At 63.9% G+C, this 20,966-nt stretch carries 15 protein-coding genes; 2 read left to right on the top strand and 13 right to left on the bottom strand.

The window, feature by feature from the left end; translation table 11 throughout:
- Positions 1-138 precede the first annotated feature (138 nt).
- Complete coding sequence (metH, locus tag ACHMXB_RS17480) at positions 139-3,804, top strand: methionine synthase (protein WP_395400395.1); 3,666 nt, start codon at positions 139-141, stop codon at positions 3,802-3,804.
- Here metH and ACHMXB_RS17485 read toward each other — a convergent pair.
- From ACHMXB_RS17485 to ACHMXB_RS17500, 4 genes are all read right to left on the bottom strand, one after another.
- A complete protein-coding gene (locus ACHMXB_RS17485) occupies positions 3,794-6,658 on the bottom strand; it encodes an ATP-binding cassette domain-containing protein (protein ID WP_395400397.1) in 2,865 nt (954 codons plus the stop codon). The genes metH and ACHMXB_RS17485 overlap by 11 nt on opposite strands.
- Entirely contained in the window at positions 6,655-7,227 is a 573-nt protein-coding gene (locus tag ACHMXB_RS17490; RefSeq protein WP_395400399.1) for a hypothetical protein, read from the bottom strand. The genes ACHMXB_RS17485 and ACHMXB_RS17490 overlap by 4 nt, the downstream gene beginning before the upstream one ends.
- A 418-nt stretch (positions 7,228-7,645) precedes the next feature.
- A complete protein-coding gene (locus tag ACHMXB_RS17495; RefSeq protein ID WP_395400401.1) occupies positions 7,646-8,020 on the bottom strand; it encodes a DoxX family protein in 375 nt (124 codons plus the stop codon).
- Positions 8,017-9,099: an LLM class flavin-dependent oxidoreductase gene (locus tag ACHMXB_RS17500; protein ID WP_395400403.1), complete on the bottom strand. Its 1,083-nt coding sequence runs from the start codon at positions 9,097-9,099 to the stop codon at positions 8,017-8,019. Before ACHMXB_RS17500 ends, ACHMXB_RS17495 begins: the two co-directional genes overlap by 4 nt.
- 57 nt (positions 9,100-9,156) lie before the next feature.
- On the opposite strand from ACHMXB_RS17500, the gene ACHMXB_RS17505 reads away from it, so the two are divergent.
- The gene (locus ACHMXB_RS17505; RefSeq protein ID WP_395400405.1) at positions 9,157-9,684 is read left to right on the top strand and encodes a MarR family winged helix-turn-helix transcriptional regulator; all 528 of its coding nucleotides are present in this window, start codon (positions 9,157-9,159) and stop codon (positions 9,682-9,684) included.
- Positions 9,685-10,132: 448 nt separating this feature from the next.
- Here ACHMXB_RS17505 and lhgO read toward each other — a convergent pair whose 3' ends face one another.
- The 9 genes from lhgO to ACHMXB_RS17550 all read right to left on the bottom strand — a co-directional run bounded on the left by lhgO (position 10,133) and on the right by ACHMXB_RS17550 (position 20,964).
- Positions 10,133-11,332 (bottom strand): L-2-hydroxyglutarate oxidase, encoded by a 1,200-nt coding sequence (gene lhgO, locus ACHMXB_RS17510; RefSeq protein ID WP_395400407.1) that lies wholly within the window; start codon positions 11,330-11,332, stop codon positions 10,133-10,135.
- Between the two features lie 65 nt (positions 11,333-11,397).
- Entirely contained in the window at positions 11,398-12,162 is a 765-nt protein-coding gene (locus ACHMXB_RS17515) for an SDR family oxidoreductase (RefSeq protein ID WP_395400409.1), read from the bottom strand.
- The gene (locus tag ACHMXB_RS17520) at positions 12,162-13,664 is read right to left on the bottom strand and encodes an aldehyde dehydrogenase family protein (protein ID WP_395400411.1); all 1,503 of its coding nucleotides are present in this window, start codon (positions 13,662-13,664) and stop codon (positions 12,162-12,164) included. Before ACHMXB_RS17520 ends, ACHMXB_RS17515 begins: the two co-directional genes overlap by 1 nt.
- On the bottom strand, positions 13,661-14,875 hold the full coding sequence (locus tag ACHMXB_RS17525; protein WP_395400413.1) for an iron-containing alcohol dehydrogenase: 1,215 nt from the start codon (positions 14,873-14,875) through the stop codon (positions 13,661-13,663). Before ACHMXB_RS17525 ends, ACHMXB_RS17520 begins: the two co-directional genes overlap by 4 nt.
- A gap of 233 nt (positions 14,876-15,108) precedes the next feature.
- Positions 15,109-15,765, bottom strand: coding sequence for a GntR family transcriptional regulator (locus ACHMXB_RS17530; protein ID WP_395400415.1), 657 nt, complete (start codon positions 15,763-15,765; stop codon positions 15,109-15,111).
- A gap of 191 nt (positions 15,766-15,956) precedes the next feature.
- A complete protein-coding gene (locus tag ACHMXB_RS17535) occupies positions 15,957-17,438 on the bottom strand; it encodes an NAD-dependent succinate-semialdehyde dehydrogenase (RefSeq protein WP_395400417.1) in 1,482 nt (493 codons plus the stop codon).
- 52 nt (positions 17,439-17,490) lie between these two features.
- Complete coding sequence (locus ACHMXB_RS17540) at positions 17,491-19,173, bottom strand: thiamine pyrophosphate-dependent enzyme (protein WP_395400419.1); 1,683 nt, start codon at positions 19,171-19,173, stop codon at positions 17,491-17,493.
- A gap of 182 nt (positions 19,174-19,355) precedes the next feature.
- On the bottom strand, positions 19,356-20,033 hold the full coding sequence (locus ACHMXB_RS17545; RefSeq protein ID WP_395400421.1) for a GntR family transcriptional regulator: 678 nt from the start codon (positions 20,031-20,033) through the stop codon (positions 19,356-19,358).
- 124 nt (positions 20,034-20,157) lie between these two features.
- Entirely contained in the window at positions 20,158-20,964 is an 807-nt protein-coding gene (locus ACHMXB_RS17550) for an alpha/beta fold hydrolase (RefSeq protein ID WP_395400423.1), read from the bottom strand.
- Between the last annotated feature and the right edge of the window lie 2 nt (positions 20,965-20,966).

Consider the following 20,966-nt stretch of genomic DNA (forward strand, 5'->3'; position numbering starts at 1 on the left):
CAGGATATAAGTAGTGAACTTGTATTACAAGTAAGTACATTCGTGCGCCGCGAATCGGCCCAGTTAGGCGGCCACCCGCCGTCGTAGCACTTTGGAAATACGGCGCACTGTTACGGGCCCCGGCCGTAGTCTGTTTACATGCCTCGTTTTGCGCTTGATATTGACTCCGTCCCCCGTCCTGTCCGCTCGCAGGAGCTGCTCGACGCCGTGAACCAGCGGGTTGTCATTGCCGATGGGGCGATGGGCACCATGCTGCAGGACCGGGAACTGTCGCTTGAGGCCGACTTCCAGAACCTCGAGGGCTGCAACGAGATCCTCAACCACACGCGCCCTGATGTCATCGGGGACATCCACGACGCCTACTTCGCCACAGGCATCGACGCAGTCGAAACCAACACCTTCGGCGCGAACTGGTCAAACCTCTCCGACTACGGCATCGACGACCGGATCGAAGAGCTGGCGCGAAAGGGTGCTCAAATCGCCCGCGAGCGCGCAGAGGCTGCAGAAAAAACGGACGGCCGGATGCGCTGGGTCCTCGGCTCGATGGGGCCCGGCACCAAGCTCCCCAGCCTCGGGCACACCAGCTACGACTACCTCAAGCAGACCTTCGCCCTGCAGGCCGAGGGCCTCATCGATGGCGGAGCGGATGCCTTCCTCATCGAGACGAGCCAGGACCTCCTGCAGACCAAGGCTGCGGTCAACGGCTGCAAGCAGGCGATTGTGGCCCGCGGCGTCCGGCTCCCGATCTTCGTCGAGGTGACTGTCGAGACCACCGGAACCATGCTGATGGGATCCGAGATCGGCGCGGCGCTCACGGCGCTTGAGCCGCTGGGCGTCGACGCCATCGGCCTGAACTGTGCCACCGGGCCGGATGAGATGAGCGAGCACCTGCGCCACCTGTCCAAGCAGTCCTCCGTGGCCATCGCCTGCATGCCGAATGCCGGTCTGCCGGTGCTCACCGCCGACGGCGCGCACTATCCGCTCTCGCCTTCCGAACTCGCCACCTCGCACGAGCAGTTTGTGCGGGAATTCGGCCTGGGCCTCGTGGGCGGATGCTGCGGTACGACGCCGGAACACATGGCCGCCGTCGTCGAACGTCTTGCGCCCTTCCGCACCAGCGGCGCCGTCGCCGGCGGCGGGAGCGGCACCGCCAGCGGGAGCAAAACAGCCGGCCGCGTTCCCACCGAGCGCGAGCCAGGCATCGCTTCCCTCTACCATCACGTGAATTTCGACCAGGAGTCCGCGTACCTCGCCATCGGTGAGCGCACCAACGCGAACGGCTCGAAGGCGTTCCGCCAGGCGATGCTCGAGGAGCGCTGGGACGATTGCGTTGACATCGCCCGGGAGCAGGTCCGCGTCGGCGCGCACCTGCTGGACGTCTGCATCGACTACGTGGGGCGCGACGGCGTGGCCGACATCAAGGAGGTCGTCTCACGTTTCGCGTCGGCCTCCACACTCCCGCTCGTCATCGACTCCACCGAACCGCCCGTCCTGCAGGCCGGCCTCGAACTCATCGGCGGACGCCCGGTGGTCAACTCCGTCAACTACGAGGACGGCGACGGCCCCAACAGCCGCTTCGCGCGCATCATGCCGCTCGTGAAGGAACACGGAACCGCAGTGATCGCCCTGACCATCGACGAGCACGGCCAGGCGCGCACCACCGACGGCAAGGTGGCCATCGCCTCGCGCCTCGTCGATGCCCTGGTGGGCGAATGGGGGATGCGCGTCGAAGACATCATCGTCGACGCATTGACCTTCCCCATCGCCACCGGCCAGGAAGAAACGCGCCGGGACGCGATCGAAACGATCGAAGCCATCCGGCAGATCACCACGAAGTACCCCGGCATCCAAACCACCCTCGGCGTCTCGAACGTGTCCTTCGGCCTGAACCCGGCGGCGCGCATCGTCCTGAACTCGGTGTTCCTGCACGAGGCCGTGCAGGCGGGCCTGACCAGCGGCATTATCGACGCGGCCAAAATCGTGCCGCTCGCTTCACTCCCGGAGGACCAGCGCAAGGTGGCCCTGGACCTCGTCTGGGACCGCCGCGAATACGACGCCGAGGGCAACCTGACGTACGACCCGCTGGCCAGCATGCTGGACCTGTTCGCCGGCGTCGACACCGCAGCGCTGAAGGACCAGCGCGCGGCGGAACTCGCGGCGCTGCCCACCGGGGAGCGCCTGGAGCGGCGCATCATCGACGGCGAAGGCAAGGGCCTTGAAGAGGACCTGGACCTGGCCCGCGCCGAGGGACTGACGCCGCTCGGCATCATCAACGACTACCTGCTCGAAGGCATGAAGGTGGTGGGCGAGCGGTTCGGCGCAGGCGAGATGCAGCTGCCGTTCGTGCTGCAGTCCGCGGAGGTGATGAAGACCGCGGTGGCACTGCTCGAGCCGCACATGGAGAAGTCGGATGCTTCGGGCAAGGGCACCATGGTGATCGCCACCGTGCGCGGCGACGTGCACGACATCGGCAAGAACCTGGTGGACATCATCCTCACCAACAACGGCTACAAGGTGATCAACCTCGGCATCAAGCAGCCGATCGCCGACATCATCGCCGCGGCCGAGGAACACGACGCCGACGTGATCGGTATGTCCGGCCTGCTCGTGAAATCCACGGTGGTGATGAAGGAGAACCTGGCGGAGCTGCAGTCCCGGGGCCTCGGGAAGAAGTGGCCGATCATCCTCGGTGGCGCAGCCCTGACTCGTGCCTACGTCGAGCAGGACCTGGCGGGCCAGTTCGACGGCGAGGTGCGCTACGCGAAGGACGCCTTCGAAGGCTTGTCCCTCATGGAACCGCTGGTGCGCGTTGCCCGCGGTGAGGCGCCGGACGCCGTCGGCCTCCCCGCTTTGAAGAAACGGATCCATAAAGGAGGCCCGAAGTTTAAGGTGACCGAGCCGGAGGCCATGCCCGGGCGTTCCGACGTCGCCGCCGACAACCACGTTCCTTCGCCGCCGTTCTGGGGCACGCGCATCGTGCGCGGCGTCTCGCTCCACGACTTCGGTGCTTTCCTCGACGAGCGCGCCACATTCATGGGGCAGTGGGGGCTCAAACCTGGCCGCGGCGAGGACGGCGCCTCCTACGAGGAACTGGTGGAACGCGAGGGCCGGCCGCGCCTGCGGTACTGGATGGACCGCATCCTCGGCGAGGGAATGCTCGACGCGTCCGTCGCGTACGGCTACTTCCCGGTGGTCTCCGAGGGGGAACAGGTGGTGGTGCTGCACCACGGAGAGGACCGCGACGGCGTCCTCGGCACCGCGGGCCTGCTGGCCCCCGACGGCGGATCAGGCGGTCCGCTCGGCACCGAGCGGCTGCGCTTCGACTTCCCGCGGCAGCGCCGCGACCGGCACCTGTGCCTCGCCGATTTTGTGCGTTCGCGCGAATCGGGGCAGATCGACGTCCTGCCGGTGCAGCTGGTCACCGCAGGCGGCAATGTGGACGAGGTGACCGCCAAGCTGTTCGCCGGCGACCACTACCGCGACTACTACGAGCTCAACGGCCTGGTCATGCAGCTCACCGAGGCACTCGCGGAATTCTGGCACGCACGCATCCGCGAGGAGCTGGGCTTCGCAGCGGAGGACCCCAAGGACAAGGCAGGCCTGTTCAAGCTCGACTACCGCGGTGCGCGCTTCTCGCTCGGCTATCCCGCATGCCCGGACATGGAGGACCGCCGCAAGGTTGTGGAACTGCTGAAGCCCGAGCGGATGGGCGTGGTCCTGAGCGACGAGCTCATGCTGCACCCCGAACAGTCCACCGACGCGTTCGTGTTCCACCACCCGGAGGCGAAGTACTTCAAGGTGTGAGTTGGTGCCGGTCCCCGGCCCGGGAGGATTTAGCGTGTGCGGCCTGGCCGCCGGTGCTTCCGCCCGGGCTGGAGACCGGCTTGACCCGCCGCAGTGCGGCGAGGATTGCCCGCCCCACCACGGTGATTCCGATGATTGTGGTGACGGCGCGCAGGGTGTCCCAGCCCGCCGTCGAGGTCAGGAGCGAGTAGAGCAGGAAGCTGCTGAGGTTGGTGCCCAGCGGTGCGCCGGGCACGTAGGAGATGCCGGTGCCGGCGCCGACGGCGAAGGGCCAGAACCACAGGTTGGTCAGCAGGCCGAACACGTAGGACGCCAGGACGCCGTAGCCGCACAGCATCCAGAGCTCGGCTTTTCCCCGCACGCGTTGGGGGAGCAGGCCTGCCCCGGCGCCCACCCACGCGCAGGCGAAGATCTGGAACGGTGACCACGGGCCGATGCCGCTCCACAGGGCGCTTGAGACGGCGATGGTGGCGGCGCCGAGGAGCATGCCGAAACGCGCACCAAAGGCCCGGCCGGCCAGGATCAGCAGGATAAAGACTGCCTCCACACCCCCGACGCCGGTGCTGGCCACCCGCACTGCCGAGCCGACCGCGGCCAGGACGCCGAGCAACGCCACCGTGTGTGCGGAGCGGACCGAGCCGTCGAGGGACACCACGATGGCAACGACGGCAAGGGGTGCAATGGCAAGCGCGCCGTAGGGGACGGCCGCGGCGGCATCCTCGGGGAGGGCCGCGGCGAGCAATGGCCAGCAGAATGCACCGAGGGCCAGGAGGTTTGCAGCCGCGAGGACGGTGAGTTCCGCAGCCCGTGGCATCCGGATGCGGCGGGCTTTTTCGGCGGCGGGGAGGTCTGTTGGCCGGTCAACGAAGCGGGGTGCTGCGATTTCGACGACCGGCGCTGTGGCGGCGCTGGCCTGCACGGCTTCTGTCGGGGAAGCGGGGGCGACGCCGTCCTGCATCGGGAGGATCCGGGCGCCGAGGCCGTGCGCAAAATCGAGGTCGTGGGTGGCGATCAGGACCGCCGCGCCGGCGTCCGCTGCGGCCCGCAGCGCCACCGAGACTGCTGTACGCGCCGCTGGATCGAGTCCGCGCGTCGGCTCGTCGATCAGGAGCACCTGTGGGCTGTCCATGGTCTGCAGCGCGATGGCAAGGATCCGGCGTTCGCCTGCCGAGAGGTCCCGGGGATGCTCGTGTCCAATGGGGATCCGGACGTCCCCCCGCAAACGGGCAAGGTGTGCAGATGCGGCGCCACGGGCAGGCTGTCCGCCGTTCTTTCGGCGCGCCTGGCGTCGCTCTGCCGCATGGAGTTCTGCCGCGACGGTATCCCTGGTGAAGAGGTCGTCGGAGGCGTCCGGCACAAGGGCGACGCGGCCGCCGTCGGCCGCGTTTTCCCCGGGCGTGCCTTCATTGAGCGTGCCTTCACCGAGGGCGAGTGCCACAAGGAGGGACGACTTCCCGGCACCGTTCGGACCCACCAGGGCGACCACTTCACCGCGGTGCAGGGTCAGGGATGCGCTGCGCACGAGAGGCTTGCCCTCGCGGTGCACCGCGAGGTTTTTCACGGTCAGGACGGGCGCGTCCTGTACGTGGGGCTCCGCCGGCTGTGCCGGCGTCGTACGGTCGGCGACCGGACGCGAAGGTGCGGGACCAACACCCGGCACCAGGGCGCCGTCGTCGATGGTCCACCACGAGTCTGCAACGGGTACCAGGGGTTCCGCCCGGTGCTCCGCCACGATGACGCAGACGCCGGCGTCGCGGGCGAGGGCGTTGAGCACGGCAATGACGCGTCTGCGTGCTGCGGTGTCGAGGTCTGCAAGGGGCTCGTCAACCAGGAGGAGGGCCGGATGCTCCACTATCGCGGCGGCGATGGCTACGAGGGTTGCCTCACCCGCGGAGAGGGTGCCTAGATTCCGGTCCAGCAGCGCCGACACGCCAACACGCTCCGCAACCTCCAGCACCCAGCCTTTGGCGGTAGCGGATGCCACGCCGCGCAGCTCCAGTGCGAGGGAGATTTCGTCCCGGACCCGGGTGGTGGCGAATGCGGCGCGGGGGTTCTGCAATACGACGCCGACGAGCCGGGCAGTGTCGCGCGGTGGCGCGGTGGCGCGGTCCGTTCCGGCGACGCTCACCGTGCCGGAAATTTCTCCGCCGTCGACGTGGGAGAGGAGCCCCGCGATTCCCCGCAGGATTGTGGACTTGCCGGAGCCCGTCGGCCCGGTAATGACCGTGATTGACCCACTCGACGGCGCGAAATCGGTGACACGCACCTGGGCGTCACCAATGCGGAATTGTGCGTCCCGGACGAGAACCGGTGCTTCGATGCCACGCGCCGGCAGGTGTGGTGACCGGCTCCCGAAGCCGCGCAGCTCCAGGGCGGCGGCAACCCGGCCGGCGTGCTCAAGCGTGCGCTCGAGCACCGGAACAAGGGCGCGGGGTCCGAAGCGTTCGCCGCGCAACCGAAAAGCCAGCCGCACGGATTTCACGGCGTCGGAGAGCGCCGGGAGCGCCGCCCATGCCACCACAAGCATCCGGGCCATCCCCTGCATGGGGCCGCCGCGGGCTAAGTGCACAAAGCCGCGGGCCACATCCACCCAGGCGTTGAGCACGCCGAAACCGAGGATCATCCCCGCAATCGGCAGGGCGGACAGGACCGCTTCCCACAGGCCAGGTGTTGTGACCGGACCGAAGAGGACCACATGGGCGTACGGGGCAGGCAGCGGCAGCGGCGGGATGTTAAGCAGAACCGGGCTGCCCGTGCCCGCCCCGTTGAAGAGAATGCGGTAGATGACCCGCGCCGCGATGAAGACGGCGGCGAGAGCCGCCGCTGCGCGTAACGGCGCGGGTCGAAAGGTCACGCCGCGGGTGCGGCCGGTGCGCCGTCGACCGTGAAGAGCAGTTCCAGGCTCTGGCCTGGGCTAACTTTCAGGGTGGCGAGGCCTTCCTGTGCGTATGCCCAGGCTCCCGAGGCCGGCTTAACCCACAGTGCCCAGTAAGCAAAGGAGGCGGGCGTCTTCTTGCATTCTTCCTTGTACGTGCCGCCCTTGTGGGCGATGTCGAAGTCCGCGGCGGGCACACCGTTCACACGGCACACCAGTTCCGTGGGGTATTGGTCGGTGCCCTCGGTTTTCACCTTTGCCTCGTCGAGCACCTTGGACGCCAGGGTCGGCCCATCCACGGGGACGCAAACGGACGTGTCAGCGGCGGCCTGCTTCAGGGCGCCCGAATCGACGATGACGTTCACACCCGCGCAGGGCTCGGAGGCGGCGCTGGATGAAGCCGCTGCCGTGGCCGTGGCCGTTGCCGGGGAAGCCGGTGCTGAGGTGGAGGGCTGGGCAGCCGGCGTGGAACACGCGGCGAGAGTAAACAGGAGACCGGCGGCGGCGAGGGAGCTCGCGGCGGCGGTGCGGATCTTAGTCAAAGTCACCAGTCAAGGGTAGGACGTTGCTGGTCCGGATTGGATGCCGTCGCGTTGTGTGACGTGAGGTATCTGTCGACTAAGGTTGCGGCCCTCGGGGGAGGGGTGGGTCTGGTGAATTGGTGAACCGGACTCCTTGACGAAGCTAGGCTCGGCCGCTCGGGTCAGTGTAGCTCTTGAGGCACCCCCAGCGGACAGTATCTCGGGCAGGGCATACGCCAATCAAGAGGGCAGTATTCACGCGGAACTCTGGCAGTTGGGGTACGACTCCAGAGTGTCGCGTTGGAGGACCCGTATATGCGAGGTTCCCACCCAGGTCACGGATTCGGAAAAGAGGGAGCAAACCGTGCTGCAAGGTGGTGCAGCCACGCACTCGATCTTAGTGTCCACCAAGACGCAACGATTACGTCGCCATCCAAAGGGTCATCTAGAGGCTAAACGGGCCAAACCGACCGGCAGCTACGCCAGCGGCGAGGATGCCGAGGGTGATGTTGATGATGACGTTGGGTTTTTCGTTTCGTCGGGCATGGGTGACCGCCGCCCCTGCCATGAGGAGTGCGAGTCCTGTGGCGGCAGTGGGCACGAGGAACGTGGCGATGTTCAGCAGGGCAGGCAGGACCAGGCCCGCTGCGCCGAAAATTTCCACTGTACCGATGCTTTTCACGGCGCCGTCGGAGAAGTCTTCCACCCAGCCCTGGCCGGCTGCGGCGAGTTTCGCCTTGGGTTGGGCAAGTTTCATGGTTCCGGCGGCGAGGAAGAGGAGCGCAAGGATGGCGGTGATGATCCAAAGGGTGATGTTCATGATGGTGTTCTTTCTTTGAGGTGCGCTTTGGCGGCGGTGCTGGGGCGCCGGCTGTCAGCGAGGATTTCGCGGACCAGGGGCACGACCTTGCTGCCGTAGAGTTCCACGGCCTTCAGGCGGGCGCTGATCGGTTGGGCGCCTGAAGTGAAGATGAGGTCGAAGCGGCCGACGTCGAGGGAGGCCACTGCACGGGCGATTCTCTTGGCGACTGTGTCGGGTGAGCCGACATACATCGAACCGTGCTGTGTCTCGGCTTCGAATTCCTCACGCCGGACTGGTGGCCATCCGCGGAGGGCTCCGATGCGGTCCCGCACCACTTTGTAGTGGGGAAAGAAGATTTCCTTGGCTTCGTCGTCGGTATCGGCAATGAAACCGGGGGAATGCATGCCTACCGGCCAGGCGGTGGTCCCGAATTCACCGGCCGCCCGCTGGTAGAGGTCGATGAAGGGCATGAACCGTTCGGGCTGTCCGCCGATGATGGCCAGCATGAGTGGGAACCCGTACCGTGCCGTGCGGACTACGGACTGCGGTGTGCCTCCGACGCCGACCCAGGTTTTCAGTCCCCCCTCGGTTTTGGGGTACACGTCGGCGTCCGACAGGGGAGCCCGCGTGGTGCCGCTCCAGGTCACGGGTTTTTCGTGGAGGAGCCGGGCGAAGAGTTCAATCTTCTCCTCGAACAGGATGTCGTAGTCCTTGAGGTCGTAGCCGAAGAGAGGGAAGGATTCCGTGAAGGAGCCCCGGCCCAGGATCACTTCGGCGCGGCCGCTGGAGAGCGCATCCACCGTGGCGAACCGCTGAAAGACCCGCACGGGATCATCGGAGCTGAGCACGGTCACGCCGGAACCAAGGCGGATACGCTCGGTGCGGGTTGCCATGCCGGCCAGAACGGTTTCCGGCGCTGAGACTGAAAACTCTGCGCGGTGGTGTTCACCAACGGTAAAAACATCGACGCCGAGCTGGTCTGCGAGTACCGCCTCGTCCAGCAGCTGCCGAATGGCCCGTGCATGGCTGACGGGTACAGCGCTGTCATCCATGGGCACATCGCCGAACGTGTCCAGGCCAAAAATCAGTTCGCTCACGACTCTCCTCTAATTGACATGTCAATCACTTAATTGACGTGTCAATCATCTGTCGGTATGGTTGAGCTGTCAAGCGAGGGCAAGGTGGTCATGGGACATATTGAAAAGGGCGGCCGGCAGAGTCCGAGTCCCGATGAACTGGCCGTGTGGCGTGAGTACGTCGAGACCGCGGAGGCCCTTCGGCAGGCCTTGGCCGGAGGACTGCAGGCAACGTCGAACGTATCGCCGGGCGACTACGCCGTACTTCTGGCCCTCAGCGAGGCCGACGAACACAGGCTGCGCTCCTCGGTGCTCGCGGACGGCATCGGATGGGAGCGAAGCCGGCTTTCCCACCACCTCGGGCGGATGGAAAAACGGGGACTGGTCCGCCGCCACCGGTCCGGCTCCGACAGCAGGGGCGCGGAAATCGAGTTGACCGACGACGGCGCCAGGACCTTTCGCAGCTCCTCGGCATCACATTTGCGGCTGGTCCGCCGGCTCTTCATTGATGCACTCGCGCCGGAGGACCTCGAAGCCGCGGGCAGGGTCGCCCGGCGCCTGCGCCATCACCTAAGGGACTTTACCCTCGAGCAGGCCGCCGATTGACACTGCCCTTCACGGCAGGGGCCAGCAGCAAGATGTGATTGTCGCTGGATCCAGCTCTCAATTGGGCACGGAGGTCTTTGGATCAGGGATGACCTAAACGCGACATTGAATTCGGATGCCTCGTGCATCAATCGCCGGGGCCGCGGCCAGAATTCCCCGCGGAGCTTATCGCCACTGAACCGGCCGAAGTTGCATTCAACTTGACTTTGGCGCATCAGGGGCCTGTCTGCAGTTTGCGCTGACAGGCCCCGCGTTCTCAGCTTGAAAGGCAGGCCGAGGGCTCCCTGGGGTCAGACAAGCAGGCGAGATCTTGGGGCCGGGGAATGGGCATCAGTCAGTCTGTTTCTGGCCCCGTGCAGTAGAAGCAGTCGGTCTCCCCCGTGCCGTTGCATTGGCTTGTCTGTATGGTCAGCACGCCTTGTGGATCCTGTTCCGATTAACTTCAGTGTTAGGAGCGTGTAAGCACATGGTGGTCAATAAGGTGATCGGCTATGGACATGGCAGAGGTAGCAGCCGGTGATGGCGCATTCCGTAGAAGGGTAACGGGCCCGACCTGGTCGATGGCGAAATCGTCAAGGAGGGAGCCATCACTTGCCCATGCTTGGGCACGGACGCCGGCGGCGGTCTTAGCGGTTAGATCGCCAATTTCAAGTTCCGGGATGAATCGGCTTGCTTCCTTGAAGTACAGGGGCTTGATGAGGCTCGCTGCGATCTCCTTGGCGCCCATTTTCCAGTGCTGTTTGGCCAACGCAGGCGCCCCAGGCCAGCTTGCTGATTCCCAGGTGTCCTTCAGTGAGATGTTTCGCCACCCGTAGCCCTCGCGGGCAAGTGCTGGAACAGCGTTGGGTCCAACGTGGATGTCATCGTAGACGCCGCGTGTGAAGTGGACGCCGAGGAAGGGGAAACTGGGATCGGGAACGGGGTAGATCATGCCCTTGACCAGGTGCTGCTTCACCGCTGAGAGCGCCCAGTATTCTCCACGGAAAGGCAGGATTTTCGGGGAGGGCGATGCGCCAACGAACTGGGCAACCAGGTCTGATTGGAGTCCGGCGCACACGATGAGGCGGTCAAAGACCAGTTCTGCCGCGGTCGTGGTTACCCGGACCTTGCCGTTCGAGTTGGTGATGTCTGTCACTTCGTGTCCGAGCAGTATCCGGCCACCGCTTTGGCGAATATCTTCGGCCATAGCCTCTGTGATGGCGGCGTAGTCAACCACAGCTGTTTGTGGGGAGTGCAGGGCAGCAACTCCGGCAGCGTGTGGCTCGATCTCCTTGATTTGTTCGGCGTTGAGCCGGCGGAGGCCCGGTACGTTATTGGCGACGGACCGTTTTTCGATGTTCTCCAGTGCGGGCATTTCTTCAGCTGTCAGGGCAACCACGAGCTTGCCCACCTCGCGGTAGGGGAGGTTCTTGTCAAGGCAGTAGTCGCGGGTGAGGGCCCTGCCGCGTGCGCAGAGGGTCGCTTTGAGCGATCCGGGCGCATAGTAGAGTCCGGCGTGGACCACGCCGGAGTTGTGCCCTGTCTGGTGCATGGCAACGCGGTGCTCTTTTTCCACCACGGTGACGTCGCCGATACCGCGCTGGGTAAGGGCACGGGCGATGGCGATGCCTACAATGCCCCCGCCGATGATGCCAATCTGTTCGGTCATCGTTGTCTCTGTTTCATGTATGGCTCCCCTGGGGGATGCGTTTCAATTCTTGGATTAGTGCAAGGTCAGCTGGCGGTCCAGCCGCCGTCAACCATGAGTAGTTGACCGGTGACGTAGCTGGATGCGTCGGATGCCAGGAACACGGCGGCGCCGGCGAGTTCTTCCGGTTCGCCGAATCGGTTCATGGGGATCCGCTGAAGCATGCGCTGTTTCCGCTCCGTGTCGTTGAACACCGTCTCTGTGAGTTTGGTTCGGATGTAGCCGGGGCCGAGGCCGTTGACCCGGATTCCCCGTCCCGCCCACTCAAGGCTGAGGTTACGAAGGACTCCGTAGATCCCTGATTTGCTGGCCGTATAAGCCACAACGGAGGGTAGGGAGAGCTGGCTGGAGAGCGAGCCGATAAAGATGTGACTCCCATTGCGGCCTTTTTCCAGTTGGCGTTTTCCGAGTTCCTGGCTGAGCAGGAACGGCGCGGTGAGGTTGATGCTGATGACCCGATCCCACTCATTTGAGTCAAAGGACTCGGCGGGTTCGCGATGTTGAACCCCGGCCGCGTGCACAACGATGTCGATACCGCCGCCCAGGCCGTTTTCTATTTTGTCGAGAAGGGGGGCTGCGGCGCCGCGGACCGACACGTCCGCGGGGAAGGCGGTGGCGGCTGGGCCGATGTCCTTGGCTGCAGCGTGGAGCTCCTCTTCGCTGCGGGACACCAACGCCACCTCCGCACCAGCTTGCGCCAGTCCGTTTGCGATAGCAAACCCCAGTCCGCGACCGGCGCCCGTGACAAGTGCGCGTTTCCCTTCAAGGGAGAATTGGTTTCCTGCGCGCATTATTGGGTCCTGATCGCGGCAGTTTTGATGCGTGTGTAGAAGCTCAGAGCCTCTAGGCCCTGTTCCTTGAAGGGGGAGCCTGAGTCCTTGAACCCGCCAAAGGGATGGTGGATGTCCCATCCCGTGGTGGGCTGGTTCACCGAGACCTGGCCGGTGTCGACGCCATTGATGAAGGCATGCGCGTGGCCAAGGTCCTTGGTGAACACAGCGCTGGAGAGTCCGTAGGCCGAGTCGTTGACTGCGTCGATGGCTTCTTCCACCGTGTCCACAACAGTCATGGCCAGCACCGGTCCGAAGACTTCGTCCCTCCAGATATCCAGGTCAGTTGAGATGCCGAGGAGGGTTGGTTCAACAAAGGCGCCGGTCTTACGTTGTCCTTCGTCGAGTGGTGCAGTGGCGATGACTTCGGCGCCCTGTCCGATCGCTGCTGAGATGTGGGCTTGGATTTGCTGCTGCGCCTTCTTACTGACGACGGGACCGAGGCTGGCGCCCGGAGTGTTTCCGTTGCCAACTTTGAGTTCGGCTACGGCGTCGACCAGTCTGCTGCGGACCTGGGTTTCGATGCTCCGCTGCACGATGAGTCTGCTGGTGGCGGTACACCGTTGGCCGGCCTGGGCGAAAGCGCCGGCGATTATTGTGGGGACTGCTGCGTCCAGGTCGGCGTCTTCGAGAACCACTGCTGCATTTTTCCCGCCCATTTCGGTTTGAACGCGAATGCCTGTCCCGGCGAGTTCCTTTTGCAGCTGTATGCCGATCTCGGTCGAGCCTGTGAATGAAACGGCGCGCAGCTCCTGGTGGGAGGTGAGCTTATTCCCGATGTCTGCTCCGCGGCCTGTGACGGTGCCGAGGACTCCTGCCGGAAGCCCGGCCTGGTGGAGGAGTTCCGCGAGCTTGAGGGCGATGATCGGTGTTTCGCTGGCGGGCTTGAGCACAACGGCGTTGCCGGCGAGCAGGGCCGGGGCGAGTTTCCTCGCGGGTGTCAGCAGCGGGTCGTTCCACGGTGTGATGAGGAGGACGACCCCGATCGGTTCGCGGATCTGGCTGGCGAAAGTGCCAGGGCGGGCGTCCGGCAGGTACTCACCGAACGGTAAGCGGGCGAGGCCGCCGTAGTATTCGAAGAATTCGGCCGATTTCCCGACTTCCCCGGTGGCTTCCGCACGGGTTTTGCCCATCTCGGTGACGATGGTGGCAATCAACTCATCCGAGTGCTGCCTGATCAGGGAGGCCGCGTTCAGGAGGATCCGCCCGCGCTCCAGATGACCGGTCTTCTTCCATACCTTTGCGCCTTCCGCAGCCGCGGTGAAGACCTCGTCCAGGTCTTCCGGGCCCATGGACGGGACCCGACCGATGATGTCGCCATTTGTGGCCGGGTCCGTGACATCCAGGGTCATTCCCAGCCGGGCATCGACGAATTCGCCGTTCACCAGGTTCTTAACCAGTCCGATCGTCATCTCGTCTGCTCCTGCATGCTTCGTGCCGCCGTTGTGGGTTGCTGTGCTCATCGGTTCACCGCGGTTGTCCGCGCCGTGGCTTGGAAAGCCGCGGCAAGATCTCCTGTGCGCATCGCAGTGACGAGACGTTCGAGTGATTCTTCTTCCAGCGGTTCTGGGTTGGTGGGCCTGGGGTACTCCCGGACGCAGCGTTGCGCGATCGACGCTTCCGCATGCTCCGCGATGCTTGCTTCACCCAGTGTGGTCGGCAGTCCCAGCCTCTTGGACAGATCAAGAATTTCCTGTGCGGCCGTGTGCAGGTCCTCACTCCTCCCGCCAGTGATGGCGCGCGCCAGCGCAGACGCAAGGTCCGGATCCAGGTTCTGGTTATAGGCGATGCAATAGGGCAACGCCAATGCGCAAGAGGTGCCGTGTGGCATGGGGTGTTCGTACGACAGGCAGTACGCCAGCGAATGGCCCATAACAACCCCGGCGTTGAGCGCCTGCCCAGCCAGGTGCGAGCCCCAGAGGCAGCGCGCCAATGCGTCCTGGTCCCCGCCCGCAGCCTTCTCGAGGTTAGGCATCAGCAGCTGGATGGCACCCATTGCATGGTGGGCGGAGAGAGGGGAGGCGCTGGTGGCCATTAGCGATTCAATGGCGTGCGCCAGAGCATCCATTCCAGTCGAGGCCACCACACCGCGGGGCAGGGAGGCGACCAGATCGGGGTCAATGATGGCCGCCTGTGGAACGTACCGGGCACAGGAGGAGGCCCGCTTCGCACCGTCCACGGTGACCATGGCGATACGGGTGGCTTCCGCCCCGGTTCCGCAGGTCGTCGGGATAAGTACCAGCGGTGCCACCCCATGTGGTGGATCCACCGCGCCAAGCCAATCAGCTGACCCACCCTCGTTCCGCAGCAGCAAAGAGATGATCTTTGACGAGTCCAGTACAGAGCCACCGCCGATGCCGATGATGGCACCCGCCTTTGCGTTCCGCGCCTCCTGCGCTGCTTCGTCTACTATCTCCGCCGTGGGCTCGCTTCCAAAGCCTGTCCGAAGCACTACTTGGAAGCCACCGCCCTCAAGGGCAAGGAGCAGATTTTCTGCCAGCCCGAAATTCACCACAGCGTCATCGGCGGCAACGAGCACCGTTCCTCCATCGAGGCCGAACTGGGTGCGGAGGACCTTGACGATCTGCTTCGTGGCGCCGCGCCCGCCGATCACGGCAGTCGGCGCCAGGAACTCACTGGGGGCAGCAAGATCGGGAACCCATCGTTTTGACATCGTCGTCACACTTTCATGTATTGGATACAATTTCTATTCAAAACTAACCGACAGGGCCCTTCACCGTCAAGGCTGAAGACGGCGAATAAAAACTGGGAGATAGCCAAAGAGGCGCTATTCCAAGGCGAAAAGACGGCCTCTGCTGAACTGAGGCGCTGCGTTTGCCAGCACTCCGCGCTTCCGGGTTTGGCGGCAGAACCATTCGTTAGCAGCAGGTTTGGATACAATCGCCTTTATGCAAAAATCTCCGGACGCGAAGCAAGGTTGAGCCGGGTGCGACGGATGTGCCCTCGGACCAAGCTCGCTGCTGCCTCGTGGTCCTTCCTGACGATGCTGTCGACAATCAACCTGTGTTCGGCGTCAGTAGCCCATTGCCGGTCCAGGTCCAGCCCCTGCGCGAAAGCCCGCCGGTAGTGCTGGGTTGAGTTCCAGAAGCGCAGCACCAGATCATGCAGGAGGCTGAACTCGGCACCTGCATAGGTCAGCAAATGGAATTCCCGGTCGACGCGCAGGAACGTCTCCACATCGGTTGCAGCGGCAATCTCCTCTGCGAGTTCCCTCAAGCGCTCGACCTGGCTCGAGGAAAGGTGGTCGATGCTTTCCCTGATGGCCAACGACTCAACCTGTTCGCGAAGCTTGTAGGTCTGGTCAAATTCGAAGGCATCAAGTTTTGCCACCCACGCTCCGGCGTTGGGAACGATCGCCACCAAACCTTCAGCTTCCAGGAGCTTCAGTCCTTCCCGGACAGGGATGCGGCTGGCATTGAATCGCTCGGCGAGTTCCTCTTGGCCGATCCGTTCCCCCGGGCGTAGGGCGCCCTCAAGGATGTCTTGGCGGAGTTGCTGTGCTATCCGCCTACCTGTTGCCCCTGCGGCCTTCTCGTCCTTCATCCGACTTCTTCCATGTGTGAGTTTCCAGCTGTCAACCCAGTATGGACGGTGAAACGTTGAACCGAGGGGCCAGAGCAAGAGCAGGGTGTGGCCAAGGCCCCCTCAGCGCGAGGAGTCATGGGGGCCTTGGCGGCTGTCACTGAATGCCCACCAGACGTCCGACGGTCCGACGGATGTGCCGGCGGTTTTCGCTAGCGGGCATAGGGGTCGGCGATGCCGATGTACTGAGTGTAGAGGTACTCCTCGATGCCTTCGAGGCCGCCTTCACGGCCCAAGCCGGACTGCTTGACGCCGCCGAAGGGGGCGGCGGCGTTGGAGATGACACCGGCATTCAGTCCGAGCATCCCTGTTTCGAGTCGTTCGCCCATCCGGATGCCGCGGTTGAGGTCGCTGGTGAAGACGTAGGCGACGAGCCCGTATTCACTGTTGTTGGCCAGACGGACGGCTTCGTCTTCGCTGTTGAAGGTGATGATCGGTGCGACGGGCCCGAAAATTTCCTCGGACAGAATACGTGCCCCTTCTGTCACGCCGCTGAGGATGGTGGGCTGGTAGAAGTAGCCTGGCCCGTCCACGGCGTTCCCGCCCACTACTGCCGTGGCTCCCTCGGCTATGGCGTCGGTAACGAGTTGATGAACTTTATCCCGGCTCGTGGCGTCAATCAGCGGTCCCACCTTTGACTCCGCTTCGGTGCCGCGGGCGGTGGTCATTTCCTTCATCCTCGCGGCGAACTTGGCAGCGAATTCGTCAGCGACGGACACGTGCACGATGAACCGGTTGGCGGCGGTACAGGCTTCTCCCATGTTCCGCAGCTTGGCCAGCATGGCGCCGGCGACGGCGGCATCGAGGTCGGCGTCCTGGAAGACCACAAACGGGGCGTTGCCGCCCAGTTCCATCGACGTGCGCAGGACGGTTTCGGATGCATCAGCGAGCAGGCGGCGGCCCACCTCGGTGGAACCTGTAAAGGACAGCTTACGGAGTCTGGCGTCCTTGATCAGCGGCCCGGTAGTGGCGCCGGCGCTGGTTGAAGCGATGACGTTCAGGACACCGGCGGGCAGGCCGGCTTCCTGCATGACGGACGCGAACAGTTGCGAGGTTAGCGGTGTGAGTCTGGCCGGTTTGAGGATCATGGTGCAGCCCGCCGCAACAGCTGGGGCGATCTTCCGGGTGGCCATGGCCAGCGGGAAATTCCATGGAGTGATGAGCAGGCAGGGGCCCACGGGCTTCTTGGTCACCAGCAGCCGGGACTTCCCATCCGGGGAGATTGAGTAGCGTCCGAACGCCCGCACGGCTTCCTCGGAGAACCAGCGCAGGAATTCCGCGGCGTAAGTTACCTCTCCGCGGGCTTCAGCCAGTGGCTTGCCCATCTCCATTGTCATCAGCAGTGCGAAGTCCTCGCTACGCTCCGTCACCAGTTCAAAGGCGCGACGGAGTATTTCGCCCCGTTCCCGGGGAGGAACCTTCATCCAGGACTCCTGCGCCGCGGCAGCAGCGTCCAGGGCTGCGGCGCCGTCTTCAGCGCCGGCGTCGGCAATACTCATCAGAACTTTGCCTGTTGCAGGGTCCTCGACGTCGAAGGTTCCGGTGGAGATGGCTGGCCGCCATTGCCCGTTTATGAGGAGGCCCGTAGGAACAGAGTCCAGGAGTTCTAGTTCTTTCAATGCGGGAACAGACATTCTTTTTCCATTCGATGAGGCGACTGGTTTTTTGGTGGTGCTACCGGAAGCATTAGTAGGCTTTTATTCGTTGTTCGACCACAAGGTGGATGAGCGCGAACCGGCGGTCTTCGTCGATGGCTGTGAGAGCTGCCTCGATAGCGGCGGGAATGTCGCCGTCGTGTTCGACTTTGATACCGAAGCCCCCGAACGCCTGCGCCATCAGGGCAAATTCAGGGTTTTTGAGCTGGGTGCCGGAGACCCGGTCAGGGTAATGCCGTTCCTGATGGGTGCGGATGGTGCCGTATTCCTGGTTGTCCATCACGACCACCAGGGGAGTGGCCCCGTACTGTGCGGCGGTGGCGAGTTCCTGGCCGTTCATGAGGAATTCCCCGTCCCCGGCAATCGTCACCACGCGCCTGCCGGGGTAGGCCAGCGAAGCTGCGACGGCGGACGGAACCGAATAGCCCATGGAGCCGTTGCGGGCGCTGAGCATAGAAGCGTAGCGCTGGGTGGGGAAGTAGCGGTGTGCCCAGTTGGTGTGCTCCCCTGCGCCCAGCGTCACGATGGCGTCGGCGGGCAGTGTGGGTACGAGGTTGGCCATCAGCGTATCCATTCGTGCTTGTCCGGCCGACGGCGTGGCAGGCGGGAGGGCGGCGAAATCCTCCTGCTCCCTGCGCATCTTTGCTGTCCAGTTTCTCCATTCGTCCCTGACAGGGAGGTCGATCCTGATGAGGTCCCGGACGAAGACGTCGGGTTTGGCCACAATCTGGTAGGAGACCGGGCCGGAGCGGCCGCGGAGGGAAGGGTCAATAGTCACCAGGAAGTTCTTTTTCTTCCAATCCTGACGGCACAAGAACCCGTCGGTGATGACGTCACCGGGGACAGTGCCGACGAAGACCAGCAGATCAGTTTCTTCCAGCAGGTCATAGGTGGGCCGGGGCCGGCCGTAACCGATCGGACCGACGTAAGAGGGGGAGTCAAAGGGGACAGTACCTTCGGTGCGCCATTCTGCCGCGGCGGGAATATGGTGTTTTTCCAGCCAGCCGGTCAGCTGGCTGGCGCCGTCCTGGGTCCAGTCGTTTCCGCCGGTAACAAACAAGGGCTTACTGGAGGCGGAGAGGGCTTGGGCCAGTGCAGCCGAGTCCACCGTGGTCATTCCACCGGTGGCCACCGGAATAGGCGGATGCAGTTCGGCAGGTATCTGCTGGCGGATGACATCCTCGGGCAGACCGATGACGACCGGTCCGGGCCGTCCACTCATTGCGGCGAACATGGCCTCTGCGACGATTTCGGAGGCACGCTCCGCGTGGTCCAGGACCATGACACGCTTGGCTCCGGTATCGAACCAGGCTTTGATATCGAATTCCTGAAAGGCTTCGCGGTCACGGTGTGCGAAGGGAATCAGTCCAACGAACAGCACCATGGGCGTCGAGTCCTGCCACGCCGTGTGCAGGCCGACGTGGGCGTTCGCCGCCCCGGGCCCGCGGGTGACCATGGCGATGCCTGGAAGTTGGTTCATCTTGCCGTCGGCTTCGGCCATATAGGTAGCCCCACCCTCATGTCGGCACACGATCGTCTCAATGGTTGAGTCGTGTAGGCCGTCCAGGACGTCGAGGAAGCTTTCGCCCGGGACGACATGGGCGCGCTGAACTCCGTGTGCAACGAGTGAGTCAACAATGACGTGCCCTGCCGACTTGATCCCGATCCCGGCGGGCCCTGGGGTCGGCTCTATATCAGTGGTGGTCTGCGTCATCGGGAAAGCACCGGATCTCCCGCGGCAAGGCAGTTGCCTCCCCTGGCACAAGCTGCAATCAGCGGGGGAGTGGGGGACGGTAACTTCATTGTTTCTTCCTTTTCTATTTAGGTCTGCGTTGCAAGCGGGAACACGGCGGGGCGTTGCCCGGGTGCGCGGATAACGTCCACCACGAGCCCTGTTTAGCCGTCGTGGTCCGGGCTTCGCTGAAAGATGTCTGGGCGGGCTGCCAACTTCAAGCGCGTTCTCCTGATGTGTGCGCGGATGAGGTGTCCCGCGGTTTCGTCGTCTTTCCTCACGATGCTGTCCACGATGAGGTGGTGTTCAGCGTCGGTTGCCCACTGCTGTTCGAACTGGAGTTCCCGCGCGAAAATGCGTCGATAATGCACAGTGGAGTTCCAGCACCGGTGGACTATGTCGTGCAATAGCGGGAACGAGGCCCCCGCGTACGTCGACAGGTGAAAATCCTGGTCAAGGCGCATGAAGGTCTCGGCGTCGGGTGCCTTCGTGATGTCGTCGGCGAGCCTTTGGAGCCGATAAATCTGTGATGTGGACAGCCGATCAATGCTTTCGCGGAGAGCCAGGCTTTCCACCTGTTCACGCAACTTGTAGATCTGGTCGAACTCAAAGGCGTCCAGTCTCGAAACCCAGGCGCCGCTGTTGGGCACGATGGTGACGAGCCCTTCCGCCTCCAGGATCTTCAACCCTTCCCTGACGGGTATCCTGCTGGACTCGAAGCGTTCGGCCAGCATTGCCTGCCCGATGCGCTCACCTGGGGAGAGGAAGCCTTGGAGTATATCCTCGCGTAGCTGCTCGGCGATGTTCCGCCCGGTCCTCCCGGCCGTGCGAGTTGTTTCCATGAGTCGGCTTCCCCTTTCCGAAGCTCTTGTCCGCTTGCCTGAGGGTTCACGGTCCAAGAACTCCGTCGGCCCGGCGCAGTGTCGTGAGGCCGCCGGGCCGGCAGTAGTTGCAGAAGGTGGCGGTTTAGGACTGGAAGAATTCCAGCAGCCTGGGGTACACGATCTCTGGGATTTCGAGGGTGGGGCTGTGCCCCACCCTGTCGAAAATGACGAGTTCACTGTGGGGAAGTCCGTCTGCCACTTCCTGTGCCCAGGCCGGCGGGCGCGCGTTGTCCTCAGTTCCTGAAAATATGAGCACGGGAAAGTCGATCTTTGGGAGGAGGTCCAGGGCGCTCTCCCTCGTCATAACGCCCATCATTGCAGGCCGCAGTCGTCGCGGCACCGCGTTGATTCTGTCCCGCCAAAGCGACACCATAGCTGTCCGGTCAGGATCCGCGAGGCAGGTGGCTCCAAACATGATTCCCATCGTCTCTTCCAGGACTTCTCCAACGAAACCGTGGACGCTGGCGCGCTCGGTCCAGTCGACGTATTCCTTGTGCGTCTCACCGCGTGCGGAGGAACCGGCCATGACCATTTTGCGGAACAGCTCGGGCCGGCGCGCGGCGACCCGCACGCCAACATCTCCGCCCATTGACTGAACGACGAGGTGGATATCCGTCAGCCCCATTGTGTCGATCAAGGCCAGGATGTCCTCGGCGTTTTCGTCCATGGTGATGACGTCCGCGTCGTCAAGGTCACTCCTTCCCTGTCCGCGGAATTCCGGACGAATGATGCGATATTTCCCTGCAGCCGCTTCAACCAGACCATCGAACATGCGGGAATCGAGAAACAGCGAATGCAGGCATAGGATGACGGGCAAATCAGCTTCCCCGGTGTCATCGACAAAGAGGTGCGTGTCACGCACCTGCACAACTTCTTGGATCCTGGCCATGA

Origin of the sequence: Arthrobacter sp. UC242_113, from assembly GCF_044054585.1 — a bacterium.
GTDB lineage: Bacteria > Actinomycetota > Actinomycetes > Actinomycetales > Micrococcaceae > Arthrobacter.